We start from the raw sequence: 21205 nt of genomic DNA, 5'->3' as shown, positions 1-21205 counted from the left end.
CGCCGCCTCAACGTCTCGCGCGGCCGTGGAGCCCGCGGAATAGTGCGCGTCACAGCTCCGGGCAGCGCGTCTGCTCCCCGGAGCTGACCTGACCGATCTACAACGTCATCTGCATCGGTACAGGATAATAGTGGAAGCCGTCGCCGGCCTTGGCGACATGGCCGTAGCCGGGCCAGGCAAAGTGATACGACATCACGGGGACTTTGTTCGCCGCAAGCATCGTCAGCAGCTTGACGCGTGACTCCGCCGCCTGCTTCGGATCGGTGTCGTAGGAGAATTCCATCCGCGGCCGCTCCAGCAGCAGCACGGAATGGTGCGAGAGGTCGCCGAGGAAGGCGAAGGACTTGCCGGCCGAGGAGACCATGAAGATGGTATGGCCGACGGTGTGGCCGGGCGCAGAGATGGCCTGAACGCCGGGCAAAAATTCCTGGCCGTCCTTGTAGAAGACGATGCGGTCGCGGACCGGCAGCAGGTTCTTGCGGGCGTGCACCACGAAGTCCTTGGCCGGGCTGCCGAGCTTGCCTTCGTCGGTCCAGAAGTCGAAATCGGTCTGGGAGATGTAGATCTGCGCGTTCGGAAACAGCGGCTTGCCGCCGTCGTCCACGATGCCGCCGATATGGTCGATATGGGCGTGCGAGCAGACCACCGCATCGATATCGCCCGGCTTGATGCCGGCCTCGGTCATGCTCTTCTGTTGCCGGCCCGTGGTGGCGCCGAACATCTTGGAGCTGCCCATGCCGGTATCGAACAGAATGAGCTTGTCGCCGGTATTCACGATCGGCGAGTTCTGCTCGAGCACGACATTGGCCGGCGACAGGAAATTGTCGGCGAGCATCTTCTTCACCTCCTCCTTGGGAACGCCGAGGAACGTCCCGGAGGGATCGCCGAGGGGCAGCGGCCCGTCGGAGACGACGGTCACCTCGGCATCGCCGAGAACGAAGCGGTGCCAATAGGGAGTCTGGGTGCCGAGCTTCGGCGCGCGTGCCAGCGCACTGCCGCCGAGCATGGCGCTGGCGCCAAGGCCGGCCCCGAGTGCGAGCAGGGATCGACGCGAGACATCGAGTGTCATTCGTTTCCTCCATTTTGTTTTGATCCGCACGATTGTTCGTGCGTGACGTTCGGCCTGCGGCCGGCACCGAGATGCTGCGCCGGTTCAGATAAGCTCGCAAGTGGAATTGGTTTGGGGATGATCGCGGGCTGCACCGAAGACAATCAATGATTGTGTCACGATTGTGTTCTCTGAAGATGCGCCGCAGAGTTGCGTCACGCCTCTGCGTATTCCATGGCGCGAACTTCGGGCTGAGCGGCCCGTTGCAACCTCACGCGATCCGCAGCGTCAGCTCGTTGGCTTCGGTCTCGGCAAAGCCGGCCTGCAACACCTCTTCGCGCTTGTGGCGGAGATGCGCACGCAGGATGTGCGAAAGGCCGGCGCCGTCGTGCCGCTGCAGCGCGTTCAGGATCGCTTCGTGCTCCTTCACGGCGAAGGCCCAGCGCTGCGGCGTCATCGGCGTGACGTAGCGCGCGCGGCGGATACGCGCGGTCACGGAGGCGTAGAGCCCGGCCAGTGCGGGATTGTCGGCCGCGGCGACGATGGCTTCGTGAATGGCGCGGTTGCCGCGATAGTACTGGATCAAATCGCCCTCGCGATAATGCCGCACCATCTCCTCATGCGCGGCGGCGATCTCGCCGATCCCGGCGTCGGTGATGCGCTCGCAGGCGAGCTCGCCGGCCAGCGCCTCGAGCCCCTGGCAGATCTCGAACAGGTCGCGGACGTCCTTGTCGGTCAGTTTCGCAGCGCGCGAGCCGCGATGGGGCAGGAGCTGCACCAGCCCTTCGGCGGCGAGCACCTTGAGCGCCTCGCGCAGCGGCGTGCGCGAGATTTCGAGCCTTTCGCACAGCTCGCGCTCCGGAATCCGCGCGCCGGGCGGGATTTCGCCGTCGAGCAGGATGACGCGGATGCGGCCGACGACCTCCTCGTGAAGCATGGGACCCAGCGCTCCGGTTTGAATGCAAAATTGAAGTTATCGGCTGATATTCGGAAGTTCCAGCTTGATAATTGTAAATTTTGCATTCAAAAATGTAAAAAACAAGAGGACATGAGGAAATGGACCTGGCTGCGGAGGCGGAAGACCTCGTTTTTGAATGCAAGGACGGCATCGGGCGGATCACCTTCAACCGTCCGCAGGCGCGCAACGCCTTCACTTTTGCCATGTACGAGCGCCTGGCGGCGATCTGCGAACAAGCCAATGGCGATCCCTCGATCAAGGTGCTGGTGCTGCGTGGCGCCGGTGACAAGGCTTTTGCCTCGGGCACCGACATCAACCAGTTCCGCGAGTTCAAGACGCCGCAGGACGCGATCGACTACGAGAACCGGATCGATCGGGTGCTGACCACGCTCGAGCAGTGCCGCGTGCCGACCATCGCCGCGATCAACGGGTTCTGCACCGGGGGCGGGGCGGGCATTGCCGCGGCCTGCGACCTGCGCATTGGAACGAAAAGCACGAAGATCGGATTTCCGATCGCTCGCACCCTCGGCAATTGCCTGTCGATGTCCAACGTCAGCCGTCTCACCGCACTGATCGGCGCTGCGCGCGTCAAGGACTTGATCTTCACCGCGCGCCTCGTCGAGGCCGCGGAAGCGGCGAGCGTCGGGCTGCTCGGCGAGGTCGTCGAGGACATCCCGGCACTGGACAAGCGCGCGGACGAGGTCGCCCGGCTGCTCGCCAGCCACGCGCCGCTGACGCTGACCGCGACCAAACAGGCGGTCGCCCGATTGCAGCGGCGGCTGACGCGGGACGAGGGCGAGGACCTCATCCTGATGTGCTACACGAGCCAGGATTTTCGCGAAGGGCTCGATGCTTTCCTCAACAAGCGCGCGCCGCAATGGCGCGGCCAATAGGACGCCCGATGCAAAGCTCGCAATCTTCCTCCCGCCATCAGGGACCGCTCGCCGGCCTCAAGGTCGTCGATCTCACCCATGTCATGGCCGGGCCGACCTGCACGTTGATGCTCGCCGACATGGGCGCCGACGTCATCAAGATCGAGAAGTCGCCGAACGGCGACGACACCCGCCATTCGGTGCCGCCGAAGATCGGCGACGAGGCAGCCTCCTTCCTGATGATGAACCGCAACAAGCGCGGCATCGTGCTGGACCTCAAGACCGAAGGCGGCAAGCAGGTGCTGCGGCGGCTGATCGCGACCGCCGACGTGCTGGTCGAGAACTTTGCGCCGGGCGCCATGGAGCGACTCGGCTTCGGTTACGAGGAGCTGCACAAGCAGCATCCAGCGCTGATCTACTGCTCGCTGTCGGGGTTTGGCCGCACCGGCCCATACAAGCACCGCCGGGGATTTGACCTCGTCGCGCAGGCCATGAGCGGCATCATGAGCTTTACCGGCGAACGTCCCGATGGCCCGCCCGTGAAATGCGGCCCGCCGCTGTCCGACATCACCGCGGGCCTGCTCGCGAGCATGGGCATCCTGGCCGCCTATACCCACCGCCTCAAGACCGGCGAAGGGCAGTGGGTCGAGACCTCGCTCTATGAAGCCGCCCTGGTGCAGACCTACTGGCAATCCACGATCGCACTGGCCGCGGGCACCGCGCCGCGCGCGATGGGCTCGGCCCATCCGCTCAACGCGCCGTATCAGGCGTTCGAAGCCTCGGACGGCTGGCTCGTCGTCGGCGGCGCCAACAAGAAGCACTGGCTGTTGATGCTGGAGGCTCTCGGCGCGCGCGAACTCGCCGCCGATCCGCGCTTCGTCAACGGGGCCGACCGTATGGCCAACCTGAAGGCGCTCGAAGCGGTTCTGAGCGAGCGTTTCCGCACCAGATCGCGGGCGCATTGGCTCGCGGCGCTGGACGAGAAGGGCGTGCCCTGCGGACCCGTGCACGACATGCTGGAGGCGCTCAGCGATCCCCAGACGCTGGCGCGCGAGATGGTCGTCGAGGTCGACCACTCCACGCTCGGCCCCGTCAAGACCATCGGGCTTCCCGTGAAGTTTTCGGAGACCCCAGGCAAAGTGCGCACGGGCGCACCGGTCTATGGTGAGCATACAAGCGAGGTACTGGCCGAGCATGGGTTCGACCAGAAGCAGATCGAAGCGCTCGCAAAAGAAGGCGCAATCGTCTTGGGCTCAGGGAGGCGCGAGGAACGCGTCGCCTGACCAGACGTCGATAGAACAAAAAACAAAACACAAAGAGCTGGAGGAAATCATGGGTGGGACGTCAAAGCTTCTGCTGTCCGCCGCTGCGGCCATGCTTGCCGGCACCGTGCCGGCGCTCGCGGCATGGCAACCGCAAAAGCCGATCGAATTCGTGGCCACGGCCGGGCCGGGCGGTGGTACCGACAACCTCGCTCGCGCCGTGCAGAACATCATCACCAAGTACAAGCTGACGGAGCAGCCCATCGTCGTCGTCAACAAGGCCGGCGGCAGCGGCGCTGAAGGCTATGTCTACGGCAAGGCGTCGTCGGGTGATCCCTACAAGGTGATCTTCGGCACCTCGAATGCCTGGCAGCAGCCGCTCGTCTCCAAGGTCGCCTTCAACTACACCGATCTGACCCCGATCGCCGCCATGGCGCAGGATGAATTCCTGCTCTGGGTCAAGCAGGACTCGCCCTACAAGACCGCAGGCGACTATCTCAAAGGCGCCGCCACGGGTGATTTCAAGATGGGCGGGGCGCAGTCCAAGGACACGGACGAAGTTCTGACCCGCATGATCGAGAAAGTCGGTCAGGTGAAGCTGACCTACATTCCCTTCAAGAGTGGCGCCGAGACTGCGGTGCAGCTTGCCGGCGGGCACCTCGACTCTCACGTCAACAATCCCAGCGAGAGCATCGGGCAATGGCGTGGCGGCACGCAGCGCCCGCTCTGTGTTTTCAGTCCAAAGCGGCTACCGCAGGGCGCAAAAGTCACCGCGAGCGAAGGCTGGAGCGACGTGCCGACCTGCGTCGAGCAGGGCCTCGATATCAAGCAATATGAGCAGCCGCGCACCGTGTGGCTGCCCGGTAAGGTCACGCCGGATCAGGCCGCGTTCTATGTCGATCTCATGAAGAAGGTGCAGGCGACGCCGGAATGGAAGGACTACATCGAGAAGACCTCCCAGGTTGACACGTTCCTGACCGGCGCCGAGTTCGACAAGTTCATCAAGGAGGATATCGAGCACCTCAGGCAGGTTGCCAGCGAGCAGGGCTGGCTGATCAAGTGAGGCATGGCGGGCAGGTCGCCTGCGGCCATCCTTCGAGACGCCCGCCTGCGGCGGGCCCTCAGGATGAGGTCGCGCTTTGCGGCGAGAGATCAAACCTTCATGGTGAGGAGCCCGCCGAAGCGGGCGTCTCGAACCATGCGGGCCGAACTCGGTCGGCAGGCGCCCGGCAGTCATATGTGATAGCCCAGCTTTGAGAGGTCCCGCGCCATGATCTCACGCCGCGCCCTTGAACTTGCGACCGCCATCCTCACGGGCAGTTTTGGTGTCGCGGTTGTGGTTCAGAGCCTCGACAACGGCATCGGCTGGTCGAGCGCTGGTGTCGATTCCGGCACGTTCCCGTTCCTGACGGGCATCATCATCGTGCTCGGCAGCCTCTACAATCTGGTGCGGGGCGTCGTGCCGGCTGCGACGCTGGCAAACGTGCCCATTGCGATTACATCGATCGAGCTGCGCCGGCTGGCTGGCCTGTTCGTGCCGGCTGCGATCTTCGTGGCGGCGATCCCGCTGCTCGGCATGTATCTCGCCTCGGCGCTTTATGTCTTCGCCGTGCTGGCGCTCCCCCGGCATCAATCCGTGCCGCGCGCGCTCGCCATGGCGGCGGCCACGGCGCTCGCGCTCTACGTGGTGTTCGAGCGCATGTTCCAGGTCAGCCTGCCGCATGGCGCGCTCGCTGCCGCATTCGGCTTCTGAGGGCAGGGCCGATGGACAATCTCGGAGAGCTCCTGCACGGCTTCACCATCGCGATCACCGTGCCGCATCTGGCGCTGATGGTGGTCGGCGTGCTGCTCGGCATCCTCGTCGGCGTGCTGCCGGGGCTGGGTGCGCCCAATGGCGTGTCGCTGCTGCTGCCGCTGACCTTCGGCATGCAGCCGGTCTCGGCGATCATCCTGCTCTCCAGCATGTATTGGGGTGCATTGTTCGGCGGCTCAGTGACGTCGATCCTGTTCAACATTCCGGGCGAGCCGTCCTCCGTTGCCACCACCTTCGACGGCTATCCGATGGCGCGCGACGGCCGGCCGACGACGGCGCTCGCCACCGCCTTCGGCTCGGCCGCTTTCGGCGCGCTGATCGGCGTCATCCTGATCACCTTCCTTGCATCCTGGGTGGCGCAGGTCGCGCTTGCCTTCGGGCCGCCGGAATATTTCGCGGTCTATTTCCTGGCCTTCGCGAGCTTCGTCGGCATGGGCGGCGCGGCGCCGATCAAGACGGTCGTGGCGCTGGCCATCGGCTTTGCGATCGCGGCGATCGGCATCGACACGGTGTCCGGCAGCGTCCGCCTCACCATGGGCATCGACGAACTGGTCAAGGGCGTGAATTTCGTCGTCGCGGTGATGGGCCTGTTCGGGATCGGTGAGCTGCTGGTCGCGGTCGAGGAGGAGTTTCACGCCCGCGCCGTCTCCTCGAAGATCGAATGGCGCGAGGTGTTTCGCGCGATCGGCCGCCTGCCGCGCCACAGCGTTGCGCTGCTGCGCAGCGCCGCGATCGGATGCTGGATGGGGATCACGCCGGGCGGCCCGACCGCGGCCTCCTTCATGAGCTACGGCATCGCCCGTCGCTTCTCGCGCCGCGGGCGATATTTCGGCACCGGCGAGGTCGAGGGCATCATCTCGCCGGAGACGGCCGATCATGCTGCCGGCACCAGCGCATTGTTGCCGATGCTCTCGCTCGGCATTCCCGGCTCGGCCACCGCAGCCGTCATGATGGGCGGCCTGATGATCTGGGGCCTCAATCCCGGGCCGATGCTGTTCGTCGACAGCAAGGATTTCGTCTGGGGCCTGATCGCCTCGATGTATGTCGGCAACATCGTCGCCGTCGTGCTGGTGCTGCTGACGGTTCCGGTCTTCGCCGCCCTGATGCGGATTCCGTTCGTGATCATCGCACCGCTGATCGTGATCATCTGCGTCGTCGGCGCCTATTCGGTGTCGAACTCCTATCTCGACGTGGTGATGATGCTCGGCTTCGGAATCGTCGGCTATCTCTTCAAGAAGCTGTTCTATCCGCTGGCGCCACTCGTGCTCGCGATCGTGATCGGCGATAAGGCCGAGGATGCGTTCCGGCAGTCGATGCTGATGTCGAAGGGATCGCTCGGCATCTTCTTCGCCAACAAGCTGGTGACGTGCCTGATCGTGGGCGGCATCGCGTTGCTGCTGCTTCCGCTCGTGCTGCAGCTTGCACGTCTTCGGCGCAAGCCCGCCCCGTCCGCCAATGAGACAGATCCAGAGAAGGTGATCATATGACCGCAAAGCCGCTCATTGCACTGGCGATGGGAGATCCCGCCGGCATCAGCCCGGAGCTGACGGCCAAGCTCGTTGTGCAGGACGACATCCGCGCGCGCTGCCGGATCGCCGTGATCGGCGACCGCCGCATCTTCGACGACGGCGCGCGTATCGCGGGCGTCAGGCCGGAGCTGGCCGTGGTGGAGCAGGGGACCGACCTCCGATCGGCGACAGGCGATGCGCTGTTTGTCGATCTGCGGCACCTCGATCCCAAAGACGTCGAGCCGCAGACCGCGACCCTTGCCGGCGGAAAATTCGCGCTGGCCAATTATCGGCACGCGCTCGAGCTCGGCCGTGACGGCCGCGTCGACGCCGTCTGCTTCACGCCGTTCAACAAGCAGGCGATGCGGCTTGCCCGCGCCGCGTATGACGACGAGATCGCATTCTCGGCGGAGGTCGTCGGCCTCAAGACGCCGGCCAGTGAATTCAACGTGCTCGACCGGCTCTGGAACGCGCGGGTCACCTCGCATATTCCGCTGAAGGATGTCGCGGCAAGACTGTCCGGTGACCGCATCCACCGTGCGCTGAAGCTGACCGATGCCTGCATGCGCAATGCCGGCTTTGCGCGGCCGCGCATTGCGGTTGCCGGTCTCAATCCGCATGCTGGCGACGGCGGCAATTTCGGCCGCGAAGAGATCGACATGATCGCGCCCGTGGTCGCAGCCGGGCAGGGCGAGGGCATTGCGGCCGAGGGGCCGTTCCCGGCTGACACCGTGTTCCTGCGCGCCAAGGCCGGCGCCTTCGATGCGGTGCTGACGATGTATCACGACCAGGGCCAGATCGCGATGAAGCTGATGGGCTTCGACCGCGGCGTCACCTTGCTCGGCGGCTTCCCGTTCCCGATCTGCACGCCCGCCCACGGCACCGCCTACGACATCGCGGGCCAGGGGATCGCATCGATCGGCGCCAGCCGTGCCGCGTTGCTGCTCGCGGCGGAGATGGCGGTGCGCCGCGCGGGGTGATTTCGCGAGGGCCGACTCGTCGGCTGGTGCGGGATGACGTCTACCCAACGGCCGAAATATAAAGCTGCGTATCGAAATATTCCGACGCGCGTACCGCTCCGGTGACGCCGGCATCCGTCATGAAGAAGTCGCTGACCTGCTGCAGCCATTTCATGACCGTTCCGTCGGCATAGAGCCGCTTCCACTCACGCGAGGAATACAGCTTCTGCGCCTTGAAGGCCTCGGCGATGTCGCCTGGCCGCGATGGCCTGTAGTGAGATTGTATCACCTCCACAGCGGCTGGGTTGCGGACCATGTAGTCGTTCGCATCCGCCCAGGCGCGCACGATTCGTTTCAACACCTCGCTGTTGCCGGCATGATAGTCCGTCCGCGCAGCCCAGCCCCCGAGCACGGCGGATTGCGGATAGAACGCGGAGGCGTCCACCAGCTTGACGGCGTCCGGCAGCGCTTCGCGGACGGCGATGTTGAACGGCACCCAGAGCGCGACGGCCGCAACGTCGCCGGTGATGAACGCCTTGACGGCGGCCGGCATGCTCGAATTGACGATCTCGACCTCGGACGGATTGATGTTGTTGGCCCGCAGCGCCCGGTCGAGGAAAATGTGCGCCGTGGTCTTCATGGTCGTCGCGATCCGCTTTCCCTTGAGATCGGCGATCCGGTTCACTCCAAGCGCCGGCCGGGTCCACAGCTGGGCCGTCGCGATTTCGATGTCGTTGATGAGAAAGCCGCGGCCGCGGCCGAGCGCCAGATAGCTGGAGATGACGGCGCCTGCCGAGAGCACATCGAGTTCTCCCCGCGCCATTGCCTCGAAGATCTCGGGCCCGGTATTGAACTCGTGCAGCACGAAATCAATCCCTTCGCGGTCGAACGAACCGCGATCCAGGCCGGTCCAGATGTGCCCGTCCACCGCGACCACGTGCAGATAGCCGAGCCGGACTTTGGTGCGGGCCTGCGCGATTGCGGGTGCGCCGAGCATCGAGGCCGCAGCCAGTGCCGCGCCGCATCGCAACAATTGGCGGCGGCTGGCGGGGAGGGGTCTCATGCTGCTGCGCCCGCATTCTGGGCGGCGTTGCGAAACCGCTGCGCATGAAACAGCGCGATGCCGTCGCTGGGATGGTCGTGCAGGAAGCCGGAGAGCCGGACCAGGGTCGTCTCGGACGCGCCGTCCTGCGCGATCAAGGCGAAGATATTGTCCCAGCGCCGGCACATCGCGATGTCGGCCTCGCCGGCCCGGGCAAGCTCGCCGCGCAACTCGCTGACCTCGATCGCGTCGGCGAATCCCTTCGGCCGGATGCTGTCGACGCTGCGGAACAGGAACGCATGGTCGGTGCGCGCGCGCACCGCCGCGCTGACCAGCACGCGCGTGCCGTAGTTCTTGTTCAAGCCTTCGAGCCGCGACGCCAGATTGATGGTGGCGCCGAGCGCCGTGTAGTTCATGCGGTCGCTGGAGCCGATATTGCCCACCACTGCGTCGCCGACGTGCAGGCCGAACCGGGTGTCGTAGGGCGGCCAGCCCTCGCGGCGAAATTCGGTGTTGAGTGCATCGTTTGCCGCAAGGCATGCCAGGATGGCGCGGCAGGCATTCACGGTATGATCGGGATCATCCGCAGGCGCATTCCAGAATGCCATCACGGCGTCGCCGATATATTTGTCGATCGTGCCCTGGTGCCGCATGATCTCGTCCGAGAGCGCGGCGAAGTAGCGTGAGGTGAAAATCATCACCTGCGACGGGTCGGCGCGCTCGGTCTTGGCGGTGAAGTCGGCGACGTCGGTGAAGAGCACGGTGACTTCACGCCTGGAGCCGCCGAGGCCAAGCGAAGCGCCGGTCTCGATCAGCTGCCGCACGATCTGGCGGGGAATGAAGCTCGCAAAGCTGCGCACCACGCTACGCATGGTGAACACCGAGCGGCCGAGCTCCTCGATCTCGGAGATCGCAGAGTGGATTCGCGGCCGCTCCGCGATCTCGAACCGCTGGATCGCGTCGGTCTCTTCGACCAGCTTGCGCAGAGGCCGCGCCATCAGGGATCCCAGCCAGAATGCGAACGGAATCGTGGCGCCGACGAAAGCCAGCGCAAGCGCGAACAGCGTGCGGCGTTCGTTGATGATCTGGGCATAGAATTCATCGAGCGGCGCGATCATCGCCAGGCGGACGTTGGCCGAGCCGGTCGTATCGAGCCGGTGGACCGCTGCCACGTAGGTCCGCCCCGCTGCGTCGGCGAAGAATTGCTGGGCCGGACCGTCGTCCCGCCAGGACCGGATGATCGGCGCCAGCGCGGGCAATTTGAGCGCGCCGAGTTGTGGCAGGTCGTCCTGCCGTTCCGGGATCTCCGCCATCAGCCGGTTCATCTCGGGGTGGCCGACGATGCGCTCGGCATCGTCGAAGAGGAAGGCGAAGCCCGATGGCCCCAATTTCTGCTGCGCCAGCATGTCTTCGAACCGGTTCAGCAGCACGTCGCCTGCGACGACGCCGCGGCGTCCTTCCTTCAGCGGGATCCGCAGGGTGTAGCCCGGCTCGCCCGTGGCGTAGAAGATGTAGGGCCCCGTCAGCAGCGTCTTGTCGTTCCTGAACGCCTCGACATACCAGGGCCGCTGCCGCGGGTCGTAGTTGACGGGGCCGGCGACCTCCGCGACCTGGATCAGGTTCTCCGAAAGATATTGCGTGACCGGCGCGGCGCCAGCCGTGCGCGAGATCAGGACCAGCCGGAAGGCCGCATCCTGATCCACATTCAGACTCGCCCGGAAGGCCGGCTTGGTGCGGTCGATCACGTCCATCTCGATGAACGAGCCGTCCTCGTAGCCCACATAGAGATTGAACAGCTGCGGGTTGTTTCGCAGCATCGCCGCCATCAGGCTGTACAGCCGCGCATTGTCCGCAATATCTGCCTCCTGGATCGGTGGCAGGGCGGACAGGATGTCGAGGTTGTCGCGGACATTCTTGAACTGCTCGTCCACATGATCCGCGCCGAGCTGGGCCACCTTCTCGATGAACCCGGCTGCGGCCGTCTTGGTGATGACGGTCACGCGCTCGAAACTGAGATAGACCAGCGTCAGGCCCACAAGCAGCACCACGCCAACGAACACCGTGATGATCGATGTCTGGAAGCCGATGCGGAATTCGCGCTTGCTGGTCCGGTCTCCTGTCATGGGAGTTGCTTCGAGGCCTTCGTCAGTACTTGCGAACGATGGGTTTGGTTGTGGCGGGCGCCGGTGCCGCCGGCGACACCGAGAAGGTGACCCAGGTCGACCAGCTCTTCGGTCGGTTCTCGACCTCGAGGTCCTGGTAGCCGCGGACATTGAGGTAGCCCTGGTAGCCATCGGACATCGGGATCATGAACCCGATCTGGGGACCGATGCCGACCGATCGCCCCCTGAACCCGCCGAGCTTGGCGCCCGGACCGCTGTCGTCGGTGAGCTGCTGGAAGAAATAGCCGGCGATGCCGATATGGACGTTCTTGCTGATGAACTGCGAGGCCGCCCAGTCGACATGGAAGTCGATGCCGTTCTGGTACTGCAGCGCGCCGTTCATGAAACTGTAGGTGAGCCCGCCGACGATCGAGAATTCATGCCCGGTCTTTGGATCAAGATAGGTGTAACCAGCGCCGGCGTCGACGGCGGGGAAGCCGAAACTCAGATTCGCGAGCCGGGTGGAATCATAGGTGCCGCTCGGGATGTTGCCGGTGATGTAGACCATCTCGTTGTGAACGCCCTGATTCCATTTCAGCGTGCCCTGGTAGAACACGTCGGTCAGCGTGGTGCGGTTGTCGGTGGCTGTCCCGGAGATCGTGTTGCCGCGGGGACCGGTCAGCGTTGCGTCGATGCCGACGCCGATATTCCCGGGCGCGGTGAGCAGCGTGAAGGCCGCCTGGCCGCCAAGCACGGGCATCGGCGAGGTGTAGGTGATGCCCATGACCAGCGCATCGGCATGCGCATTCAGACCGGCGGTCACCGAGCCGGGTATGCCGCCGCTGGTGACGAAGTTCTGGCCGCCGCCGGCCTTCTCCTGCAGATGAAGATAGATCGTCGAATAGGCCCATCCCGGCGACACCGGCACGGCGGCAAGGCTTCCGAAGATTCCCGGCAGCCAGAAGCTGACGCCGCCGGAATCGGCCAGCGCAGGCGGGGCGGCGAGGCCCGTCACCGTAAGAGCCGCTACGAACGTCGCGTGCCGAAAGGGTCCCATCATGTCGCATCTCCCCATTGTCTTCATCATCGTGCTCTTCAGAACGGGTTGACGTAGTTGGTGATCGCGAGCTGACGCAGGATCACGCGGCGCACGACGTGCGTCGCCTTGACGCGATCGGTATAGATTGCTGCCGTACCGGCGCTGCCGGCCGGCAGCCGTTGGGCGAAATCGGCATCGTCGAGCCTGACGCGGACGATGAAGGGCGCGGCCTCGATCGCCTTCGGCAGGACGGCCGTACCGGATGTCTGCGCCTGTCCGGGGGCGATGGCCTGGAGCACGCTCTCGACCTTGCCGGGAAAGACTTGCCCGGGCGCGAACTTGAAGGTCGCCTCGACCTCCTGGCCGGGCGCGACATAGCGCGCATCGATTTGGTTGATCTCAACGCCGATGATGGTGTTCGAGGTGTCGATGAAGGCCATCACCGGCGCCAGCGGCAGGTTCGCGACTCGCGCACCCCTGCGCAGCGCGAGATTGGTGACGTAGCCATCCGTCGGCGCACGCACGACCGTCTTGTCGAGGTTCCATTGTGCCGCCTCGAGCTGGCCGGCAAGCTGGTCGGCCTCGGACTGGCGCTGCTCGACGTCGAAGCCGCGGCCGGCGTCGCGTTCGAACAGTTGCGTCATCTGGCCGAGACGCGTTTTGGCCAGCTTGAATTGCGCGTCGATCGCCTTGACTTGCGCCGCATAAGGCGTCGGGTCGATCTTGAACAGCACGTCGCCGGACTTGAGCGGCACGTTGGCAGCGACGGGGACATCCGTCACTTCGCCCGCGACATCGGGCACGATCGCGACCGCGTTGCGGACAACCAGCGCATCGCCCTGCGGCGCGCCCCATCCCATCGGGATCAAGAGCCCGAACAGCAGCAGCACGATGACGATCGCGGGCGAGGCCTTCCAGAACAGGTTGAAGCGCACGATCTTGAAGTGCACCAGCAGGAAGAGCAGGACGAGGTAGGTGTTGATGATCGCAACGCCCATCAGGCATCTCCCGCCTTGCGTGCAGGGACGTCGAGATAGGCCCAGATGAACGCGATCGGCCACAGCGCAAAGCCGAAGAACAGCGTGATCCAACCCGCGACCATGACGGCTTGAGCATGGGGATGACCGCGTGATTTTGCGATGTGCCCCGGCAGCCAGCCGGCGATGCAGACAACCCCTATCGCGCTGGCGAGCAGGATCACCAGCACGATCCAGGCAAAGACGTCGTAGCCGCTCACCTCAGCTTCTCCCACGCATCATTGGACTTTCCTGACGCCGGGGAGCCGATATCTCCCATTCAGAATCGGCGTTTGCGCGCCGTACAGTCGCATCGTCAGATTGAAGTCATTCGCCGGAGCGGGAAGCCAGTTCGATTGCTTGTCGGCACCCGGATTGTTCTTCTGGATGTAAATCGTGATCGAGCCATCTTCGGCCGTCTTCAGCCCGTCGGTCGTGCTGCCGATGCTGTAGCGCTTGATTTCATTCTCGATAAAGAATTCCTTTTCGTCGTACATGTTCAGGTTCCAGAACACCGAGACAGGCGGCAACTTGTCCTTGTCGAAACGGAGGACGTACCTGTTCGTACCGGACAGTGGCGAGCCCTGATCATCGACGCGCGTGTTTGGATAAAGGATTTCCTCGGGTACGTTGGCGCCCGTGAGATTGGCCGAGAACGCCGCACGCATCGCGTAGTCGAAACCAGCTCGACCGCCTCCCATCGTATAGCGCCATCCGCTGACGATTTCGGCAGCATGCGCGTAGGTGTCGTCGATAATGGCTTGCGCCGTCACGGCCGCGCGCGCCAGGCCGCGCCGGGTCGGCTCATCGAGAGCCTGCCACTGAAAGCCCTTTGCGACGCTGAGACCAATCCGGTGAGCTGCGGCGACGTCCGGGTCGCCGAAATCGTCACTCAGCGACAGGAAGCTCTTCATGCCGAATCCGAGCGTCTCGAATAGCCGAAGCGGCTCGGGCGCGGCCGGAGTGAACTGGAAGCGGGCGCCATCGTATTGTTTTGGAGTTTCGAATCGCAATCCCTGCTTTTGAAAGACGGAAAGCGGGAGCGCCAGAAAGCCCTGCTGCACTTCTCGCGCCGGCGCCAAATCTGTGTCGCCATTGACGAAGACGCGGTTGGCGATCACCGCAAGTTTGGTTCTTATTCTGATCTCTTTCATGCCGGCCGGGACCTGGCCGTGATAGTCCGGTCCGGTCAGCAGGAAGAGACCGGGCTCGGCTCCCTTGCTGCCGCCGATATTGTAGACGACCTGATCGTAATAGTCGCCGATCTGCACGATGGTCCAGCGGTTCTCCGTGATGGGAGGAACGCGAACCACGACGGGTTCGCTGGCGAGATCGGCGCAGGCATAACCGTCGATCGAGACATTGTTGGGCGTATTGACGAACCTGTCGGAGGCCGTTTTCAGATCGGGAAATTTACGCAGGTAGTTGAGGCCGACGGCGCCGGCGTTCAGTGCGGCGGCGAGAGTATGGACGTTGTCCACGAACGGACGGCCCCAGATCGCAGTCTTGACGCCGATGGCGTACGCGTACTCTTCACGCGCCTGCTCCGACGTCATTGCACTGGCCGGGCCGTTCGTCTGGCCCTGCACGGCGGACAGCGACGGCAACAATCCAAGCGCACAAAGCGCGATGATCTTGCCTTTCATCGCCCAGGCTCCCTACTGACAGTAGTCCCAGAAGCCCTGTGTGCGGGACGGGTCGGTGTAGTACCAGCACATCCCCGGCGCGGGGGCAGCACCGGCCCAGGCTGCGGCCGTGGCGGCCGTGACGAATCCGATCGCCGCACCGGCGGCGATCGCGCCCCCTCTCGGCCAGTAATAATGGCCGGGCCGCGCCCATGCGCCGCGCCCGGTCACGGCCGTGGTGCGGCGAACCGCAACGTTGCCGCGCGGTCCGACCACGGCGGTACCGCCGCGATAGGCGGCGCCACGCGGGCCGACCACAGCACCGCCACGATGGACCACCGCACCCCCGCGCGGACCCACGGCCGCACCGCCACGCCGACCGGCCGCGCGCACCTCGAGGAGATCGGACGATCCAATCGCGCTTTGCTGGATTGCCGTCGGTTGAAGCGGCGCCGCTGATACCGTACCACCCGGAAGGGAAACTGTGGTTGCCAGCGCCAGCAGGCAGCTCGTCAGCCGAAATGCGCTCATGCGTTCAGACATCCTCATTCCTCCCATTGTCTTGTTTCGTTGATGACGCCGCGCGCCGCGATGTCCCTGTCATTGCGAAGCTCCGGCGCTCCCACGTTCGAGTGCGAATACCGTCTTCCAGTCCTTCGCCATGTCCACGACGGTCCAGCCGCGCTGAACCGCCTCGTCCCAGGCCTTGTCGAGCTTTCCGATCTTGGACTGGCGGTCATAGGCGTATTCGCGGGCAGCATCAGTGTGATGGACGATGCCGAGAAAGCGCGGGCCGGGTCCGGCCGCGGTCCATTGCAACATCTGGTGGTCGCCATCCGAATTGCCGAAGGCGAGGATCGGGCGGCGCCCGATGAAGCGATTGATACCCGACGGCTTGCCGGGGCCGTCGTCGATGAACTCGACCTTGGGCAGCTTCATCAGCACCGGATTGCCATCAGCGCCGATCTTGAATTGCGTGATGCCGGACGAGCCGACGACCTGCTCGGGTGGGATGCCGTAAGCCTTGTCGGCCCACACCCGTATGAACTCGGCGCCGCCGCCGGAGACGATGAAAGTCTTGAAGCCGTTCGTGCGCAGGTAGGCGAGCAGCTCCACCATCGGCTGGTAGACGAGTTCGTTGTAGGGACGATTGAAACGTGGGTGCCGGGCCTGGGCGAGCCAGTCAGTAACGGATGTCGCATAGGCATCCGTGGTCATTCCACTGTGGGCGGCGGTGACCAACGTCAGCAGAGCTTTCTCGCCTTGCGCGGCGAGGGCCTGCTTGTCGCCCGCGAGAAACGCCTTGAATGGCTGTTGCCGCTTCCATTCGGGGTGTGTGGCCGCCATCGCCTTGACGCTGTCCAGGCCGAAAGCGAACTGGAAATAGATCGGCTGCTCGCACCATAGCGTTCCGTCATTGTCGAACACGGCAATGCGCCCGGCGGGCGGCACGAAGTCCGCGCTGCCGTCCTTGCTCACTCCCGCGACGAAGCCGGTGATCGCATTCTTCGCCGCGCCATCGTTCCAGGATGGCAACGGATCGGACTGAGCACGGGCGGTTGGGATCATTGCACTACAGAGCGATCCCGCAATGAGCAAGGTCAGTACACAACGGTGGAAGAGCCGATACATGTCCTTTCGCATCCCGAAACTCTGCTCGCCAGATGAGGGTGCCGGCAGCTCGCGAAGGCGGAACGCCGGCCGCGATGGTGTCGGCCGGCCGGCGTTGAAACTACTTCTCGATGCCGCGATCCCTGAAGGACTTGTCGATCGCCTTGTTGACCTCCTTGCGAACGCCCTCGACGTTGAAGCTGGCCGGGCGCTGACTCGGCGGATACTCGGCGAACGTTTGCAGAAATGCAGCAGCCTTCAGTTGTCCCTTCACCATCATGTAGTCGTTCCTGGCGAGGAAATCGTAATATTGGTCGGAGACGATGTCCGCGCGCTCGTATGGATCCATCCGGAGATTGAATATCTTCGGCACCCGCAAGGTCGTGAAGGGATTGGCCCACACCACCATTCCGCCCGGCCGGCGTTGCTCGGCAAAGACGATCTTCCAATCGTCGTAGCGCATGGCCACCAGATCGCCGTCGTCGTTGAAGTAGTAGAATTCGGAGCGTGCGCTCTTGGGCGATTTTCCGGTCAGGTAGTCCAGTTGGTTGTAGCCGTCGAGATGGTTCCTGAAAGTGGTCGGATTGCCGGCTGGCTGCCAGCCCTTGAGCAGCCGTTCCTTGACATCGGTATCGCCGGCGGCGGCGAGCAGCGTCGGGAACCAATCGAGACCGGAGACGATCTGGTTTGAGACTTCGCCTGCCTTGATTTTACCGGGCCAACGCACCATCGCGGGGACCCGGAAGGCACCTTCCCAGTTGGTGTCTTTCTCGCTGCGAAATGGCGTCGTGGCGGCATCCGGCCACGACCATTGATTGGGACCGTTGTCGGTGGTGTAGACGACAATGGTGTTGTCGGCGATGCCGAGCTCGTCGAGCGCTGTCAGGAGCTTGCCGACGTCTCCGTCATGCTCCAGCATGCCATCGGCGTATTCGTTGCCCACCATGCCGCTCTGCCCGCGCATCGAGGCGCGAACATGGGTGAAGGCGTGCATGCGCGTCGCGTTCATCCAGGTGAAGAAGGGCTTGTTGGCCTGCACCTGCCGTTTCATAAAGTCGATCGCGGCGGCCGTGGTCTCGTCGTCGATCGTCTCCATCCGCTTCCTGTTCAGCGGCCCGGTGTCCTCGATCTTGCCGCCGGCAACGCTACGGATGACGCCGCGGGGATGATAGGCCTTGAGAAACGCTTGATCGTCCTTCGGCCAGAACGGTTGCTCCGGCTCTTCTTCGGCGTTGAGATGATAGAGATTGCCGAAGAACTCATCGAAACCATGATTGGTCGGCAGATATTCGTCGAGATCGCCGAGGTGGTTCTTGCCGAACTGTCCTGTCGCATAGCCCAGCGGCTTGAGCGCTTCGGCAATGGTGATGTCGACTTTCTGGAGGCCGACGGGAGCGCCGGGTGCACCGACCTTGGATAGGCCGGTGCGCAAGCAGGCCTGACCGGTAATGAAGGTCGATCGGCCCGCGGTGCAGCTGTTCTCGGCATAATAGTCCGTGAACATCATGCCTTCGCGGGCGATGCGATCGATGTTCGGCGTCTTGTACCCCACCACGCCGAACGAATAGGCGCTGATGTTGGTCTGCCCGATGTCGTCGCCGAAGATGACCAGGATGTTGGGCTTGCGGTCCGAGGTCGTCGAACTTGCATTGGGTGCGGGCACAGCCCTCTGCGCCTGAGCCAGCGCTTCGGAGGTGAAAGTCGCTGCAGCCACGATGGATGACGTGCCCAACAGGAGACTTCTGCGATCGATCGTGTCGTTCCTCCGCGCCATATTGTTTTTGCCATTCTTTTTCTCAACCTCGCCACTCATCCGATGCTCCCTAGGTTGCAGCACGTCCCTCTTGTTCTCGTTCGGTAAGCGACATTCGCTTCACACAGCGGAATCCAACATGGCTGGTTGAGGTGTCGACCGGCTCGGCGTGCCGCGCGGCGGGGCGATAGCGGCGGCAATAATTCGGCGCGCAGAGATGCGAGCCACCTTTCAGCACCTTGCGGGGAATCCGGATGTCGGGCAGGGCAGGGTCGTAGCTTGCCTCTTCGCGACCGCCGCGCGGATTGGACGGGATGCAGCATGGCTTCGCTACCTCGGAGGCGTGCCTGGCCGACCACCAGTCCGATGTCCACTCCCAGACATTGCCGATCATGTCGTAGAGGCCGTAGCCATTCGGCGGGAAGGCCATGACCGGCGAGGTACGCTCGAACCCATCCTCGCCGAGGTTCTGGACGGGAAATTTGCCCTGCCAGATGTTGGCCATGTGCTTGCCGCCCGGCATCAGTGCATCGCCCCAGGCGAACTCTTCGCCATCGAGGCCGCCGCGAGCGGCGAATTCCCATTCGGCTTCCGTCGGCAGGTCCTTGCCGGCCCAGCTTGCATAGGCGAGTGCGTCGCTATGGGAGACGTGGACGACGGGATGGTCGTCCAGACCCTTGATGTTGCTGCCGGGACCGTAGGGATGCCGCCAATTGGCGCCGCGCATGAACGACCACCACTGGCTCCAGTCGGTGGGATCGGTGATCCGAGGCAACGGCGCGAACACCAGCGATCCCGCGTAGAGCATCGCCTTCAGCGCGCCAGGATAGTCCTTGGGATCGGGAACGACCTGCGCCTCGGTGACATGGTCGGTCGCATTCACGAATTGCTTGAACTGCCGGTTGGTGACCGGCGTGCGGTCGATCCAGAAGCCGTCGACGGAGACGCGATGGCTCGGCGCCTCCTCGGGATAATGATGATCGGATCCCATGCGGAAGGTCCCGCCGGGAATGAAGACCATCTCGCCGGTCTTCGCATCATCCGGTAACCACTCGCAGCGATCAATATCCGCCCGCAGCATGGTGGAAACTCCGATACACGTATTCCACCAGTGCTACGGTACGGAATTCAGTAGCGGTCGACAGCGGCAACTTCGCCGGCATGTTGGGCGCATCGTCTGGTCCCCTCTACTTGGCGCTTGGTGGATGAAGATGAGGATGTCGCATTGCAACATCTCTTCCACCTATGCGCGCACACCTTCGAGCACGCGGCAAATACCTGCCGCGTGCGCTCTGCCATCCGCAGAGCGCTCTCGATCGATCTCGCTAAGGTTGAAAACGGTATCGGAAGATCGCCCTGCTGTGATGTGCAGTTTGTGCCAGTACGTAGCAGCGATAGGTGAGACTTAACGACCCATGTCGTAAAGTCCTGTAATTAAAGCGCAATGTAGCGGAATTTGCCCGGCGGATTTTGATAATGTTTGTCTCAAAACGCGAAGGCGGATTGGGGGACCCACCTCGCGTTGTAGTGGTATTTTGCTGCTGCCTGCCGCAGAATTGTCGCGCTTCCGGACAAGGTTTACGGGCATGGGGCAATTCCTTCTGGTTGATTCGCGAAAGCTCGACGGGTTCGAGGGCCTTCACCAGGCGGTGCACGGCTCTCACGTCGACGTCATGCAGCTCGGACGCGGGCGGCTGCGCGGCACGCTGTCCCATATCGGCATTGGCGATTTCTCGCTCAGCATCGGCGCCTTCAACGTCGGCATGCGCACACAGCGCACCTCCAGCGACGACAAGCTCATCATCGGAATGCTGCTCGCGGCCGAGCAACGCGTCGCCCATTGGTCGTTCGACATGCAGCTCAACGACGTGCTCGTGATTCCGCCACTGCTCGAGCATGACGGGGTCTTTCATGGCGGCTCAGCTTACGCCGCCATGCGCTTCGACCTCGGCGAGGTCGCGATGCTGTTCGGCGGTGAAGCACGGTTGAGCGACCCAGTCACCTGGCGCAGCCGCGGCCATTTCCGGGCAGACCGCGAGACGGGGGCGTTCGCCTCGCGCCGCCTGGTCCGGATCATGTCGCACCTGCGCGACAACAAATATGGGCTGACGCCATCAACGGCTGATTTCTGGAAGCGATCGATCGTCGAATGTATGGCCGCCAACGTCATGTCAGCGCTGCCGCCCGACGACAATGGCTGGCTGCCTTCCGCGAGACGGCTGATCCGACGGGTCGAGGAGTATCTCGGCGAAGCCGGTACGCGTCCGGTGCATGTTTCGGAAGTCTGCGCGGCGCTGGGCGTATCGCGGCGGACCTTGCACCGCGCCTTTCAGGAGGTGTTCGGCCTCGGCCCGGTCAGCTTTCTCCGGCACAAGCGGCTATGTGCCGTTCATTCCATTCTGCATGAGAGCGCGCCTGGCTCGACCACCGTAGCGGCCGTCGCGATGGAGCAGGGCTTTTACGAGCTCGGTCGATTTTCGCAATACTACCTTGCGATGTTCGGGGAGCGTCCGTCCCAGACGCTGGGAGTTGCAACACGGCGCACTGCGAGGGACGACATCGCGACAGCCTGATACTGGATCGCAGCGGAATGGCGC

General features: G+C 63.9%; 19 protein-coding genes. 7 read left to right on the top strand and 12 right to left on the bottom strand.

The window, feature by feature from the left end:
- Positions 1–97: 97 nt before the first annotated feature.
- Both PMI42_RS03375 and PMI42_RS03370 read right to left on the bottom strand, forming a co-directional pair.
- A complete protein-coding gene (locus tag PMI42_RS03375; protein ID WP_008130599.1) occupies positions 98–1069 on the bottom strand; it encodes an MBL fold metallo-hydrolase in 972 nt (323 codons plus the stop codon).
- Positions 1070–1319: 250 nt separating this feature from the next.
- Positions 1320–1985 carry a GntR family transcriptional regulator gene (locus PMI42_RS03370; RefSeq protein ID WP_008130597.1) on the bottom strand — a complete coding sequence of 222 codons (666 nt, stop codon included), beginning with the start codon at positions 1983–1985 and terminating at the stop codon, positions 1320–1322.
- A gap of 119 nt (positions 1986–2104) precedes the next feature.
- Here PMI42_RS03370 and PMI42_RS03365 point away from each other — a divergent pair, with 119 nt between their 5' ends.
- The 6 genes from PMI42_RS03365 (at position 2105) to PMI42_RS03340 (ending at position 8441) form a co-directional block, all read left to right on the top strand.
- Positions 2105–2899, top strand: a complete 795-nt coding sequence (locus PMI42_RS03365) for an enoyl-CoA hydratase/isomerase family protein (protein WP_008130595.1) — start codon at positions 2105–2107, stop codon at positions 2897–2899.
- Positions 2900–2907: 8 nt separating this feature from the next.
- Entirely contained in the window at positions 2908–4161 is a 1254-nt protein-coding gene (locus PMI42_RS03360) for a CaiB/BaiF CoA transferase family protein (RefSeq protein WP_008130593.1), read from the top strand.
- Positions 4162–4210: 49 nt separating this feature from the next.
- Positions 4211–5203 carry a Bug family tripartite tricarboxylate transporter substrate binding protein gene (locus PMI42_RS03355; protein ID WP_008130592.1) on the top strand — a complete coding sequence of 331 codons (993 nt, stop codon included), beginning with the start codon at positions 4211–4213 and terminating at the stop codon, positions 5201–5203.
- Between the two features lie 207 nt (positions 5204–5410).
- A complete protein-coding gene (locus tag PMI42_RS03350; RefSeq protein WP_008130591.1) occupies positions 5411–5893 on the top strand; it encodes a tripartite tricarboxylate transporter TctB family protein in 483 nt (160 codons plus the stop codon).
- A gap of 11 nt (positions 5894–5904) precedes the next feature.
- Complete coding sequence (locus tag PMI42_RS03345; RefSeq protein ID WP_008130590.1) at positions 5905–7440, top strand: tripartite tricarboxylate transporter permease; 1536 nt, start codon at positions 5905–5907, stop codon at positions 7438–7440.
- The gene (locus PMI42_RS03340) at positions 7437–8441 is read left to right on the top strand and encodes a 4-hydroxythreonine-4-phosphate dehydrogenase PdxA (RefSeq protein WP_008130589.1); all 1005 of its coding nucleotides are present in this window, start codon (positions 7437–7439) and stop codon (positions 8439–8441) included. Before PMI42_RS03345 ends, PMI42_RS03340 begins: the two co-directional genes overlap by 4 nt.
- A gap of 40 nt (positions 8442–8481) precedes the next feature.
- Here PMI42_RS03340 and PMI42_RS03335 read toward each other — a convergent pair whose 3' ends face one another.
- The 10 genes from PMI42_RS03335 to PMI42_RS03290 form a co-directional block, all read right to left on the bottom strand.
- Positions 8482–9483, bottom strand: a complete 1002-nt coding sequence (locus PMI42_RS03335) for an ABC transporter substrate-binding protein (RefSeq protein WP_008130588.1) — start codon at positions 9481–9483, stop codon at positions 8482–8484.
- Positions 9480–11585 carry an adenylate/guanylate cyclase domain-containing protein gene (locus PMI42_RS03330; RefSeq protein WP_008130587.1) on the bottom strand — a complete coding sequence of 702 codons (2106 nt, stop codon included), beginning with the start codon at positions 11583–11585 and terminating at the stop codon, positions 9480–9482. Before PMI42_RS03330 ends, PMI42_RS03335 begins: the two co-directional genes overlap by 4 nt.
- A gap of 22 nt (positions 11586–11607) precedes the next feature.
- Positions 11608–12624 carry a SphA family protein gene (locus tag PMI42_RS03325; RefSeq protein ID WP_008130586.1) on the bottom strand — a complete coding sequence of 339 codons (1017 nt, stop codon included), beginning with the start codon at positions 12622–12624 and terminating at the stop codon, positions 11608–11610.
- A gap of 35 nt (positions 12625–12659) precedes the next feature.
- Entirely contained in the window at positions 12660–13601 is a 942-nt protein-coding gene (locus PMI42_RS03320) for an HlyD family secretion protein (protein ID WP_008130585.1), read from the bottom strand.
- Positions 13601–13840, bottom strand: a complete 240-nt coding sequence (locus tag PMI42_RS03315) for a DUF3302 domain-containing protein (protein ID WP_008130583.1) — start codon at positions 13838–13840, stop codon at positions 13601–13603. Before PMI42_RS03315 ends, PMI42_RS03320 begins: the two co-directional genes overlap by 1 nt.
- Before the next feature lie 18 nt (positions 13841–13858).
- Positions 13859–15265: a DUF1254 domain-containing protein gene (locus PMI42_RS03310; protein ID WP_008130581.1), complete on the bottom strand. Its 1407-nt coding sequence runs from the start codon at positions 15263–15265 to the stop codon at positions 13859–13861.
- A 12-nt stretch (positions 15266–15277) separates the two neighbouring features.
- Entirely contained in the window at positions 15278–15775 is a 498-nt protein-coding gene (locus PMI42_RS40345) for a hypothetical protein (RefSeq protein ID WP_240535199.1), read from the bottom strand.
- A gap of 69 nt (positions 15776–15844) precedes the next feature.
- Entirely contained in the window at positions 15845–16813 is a 969-nt protein-coding gene (locus PMI42_RS03300) for an HAD family hydrolase (RefSeq protein ID WP_050994336.1), read from the bottom strand.
- A 163-nt stretch (positions 16814–16976) separates the two neighbouring features.
- Entirely contained in the window at positions 16977–18629 is a 1653-nt protein-coding gene (locus tag PMI42_RS03295; protein ID WP_035964390.1) for an arylsulfatase, read from the bottom strand.
- A gap of 49 nt (positions 18630–18678) precedes the next feature.
- Positions 18679–19689, bottom strand: a complete 1011-nt coding sequence (locus PMI42_RS03290; RefSeq protein WP_008130565.1) for a formylglycine-generating enzyme family protein — start codon at positions 19687–19689, stop codon at positions 18679–18681.
- A gap of 505 nt (positions 19690–20194) precedes the next feature.
- On the opposite strand from PMI42_RS03290, the gene PMI42_RS03285 reads away from it, so the two are divergent.
- Positions 20195–21181, top strand: coding sequence for a helix-turn-helix domain-containing protein (locus PMI42_RS03285; protein ID WP_008130564.1), 987 nt, complete (start codon positions 20195–20197; stop codon positions 21179–21181).
- Positions 21182–21205 lie beyond the last annotated feature (24 nt).

Source organism: Bradyrhizobium sp. YR681 (genome assembly GCF_000282615.1).
Taxonomy (GTDB): Bacteria; Pseudomonadota; Alphaproteobacteria; order Rhizobiales; family Xanthobacteraceae; genus Bradyrhizobium.
The sequence above is the reverse complement of the archived record's forward strand: the minus strand, read 5'-3'. Positions and strand labels throughout refer to the sequence as shown.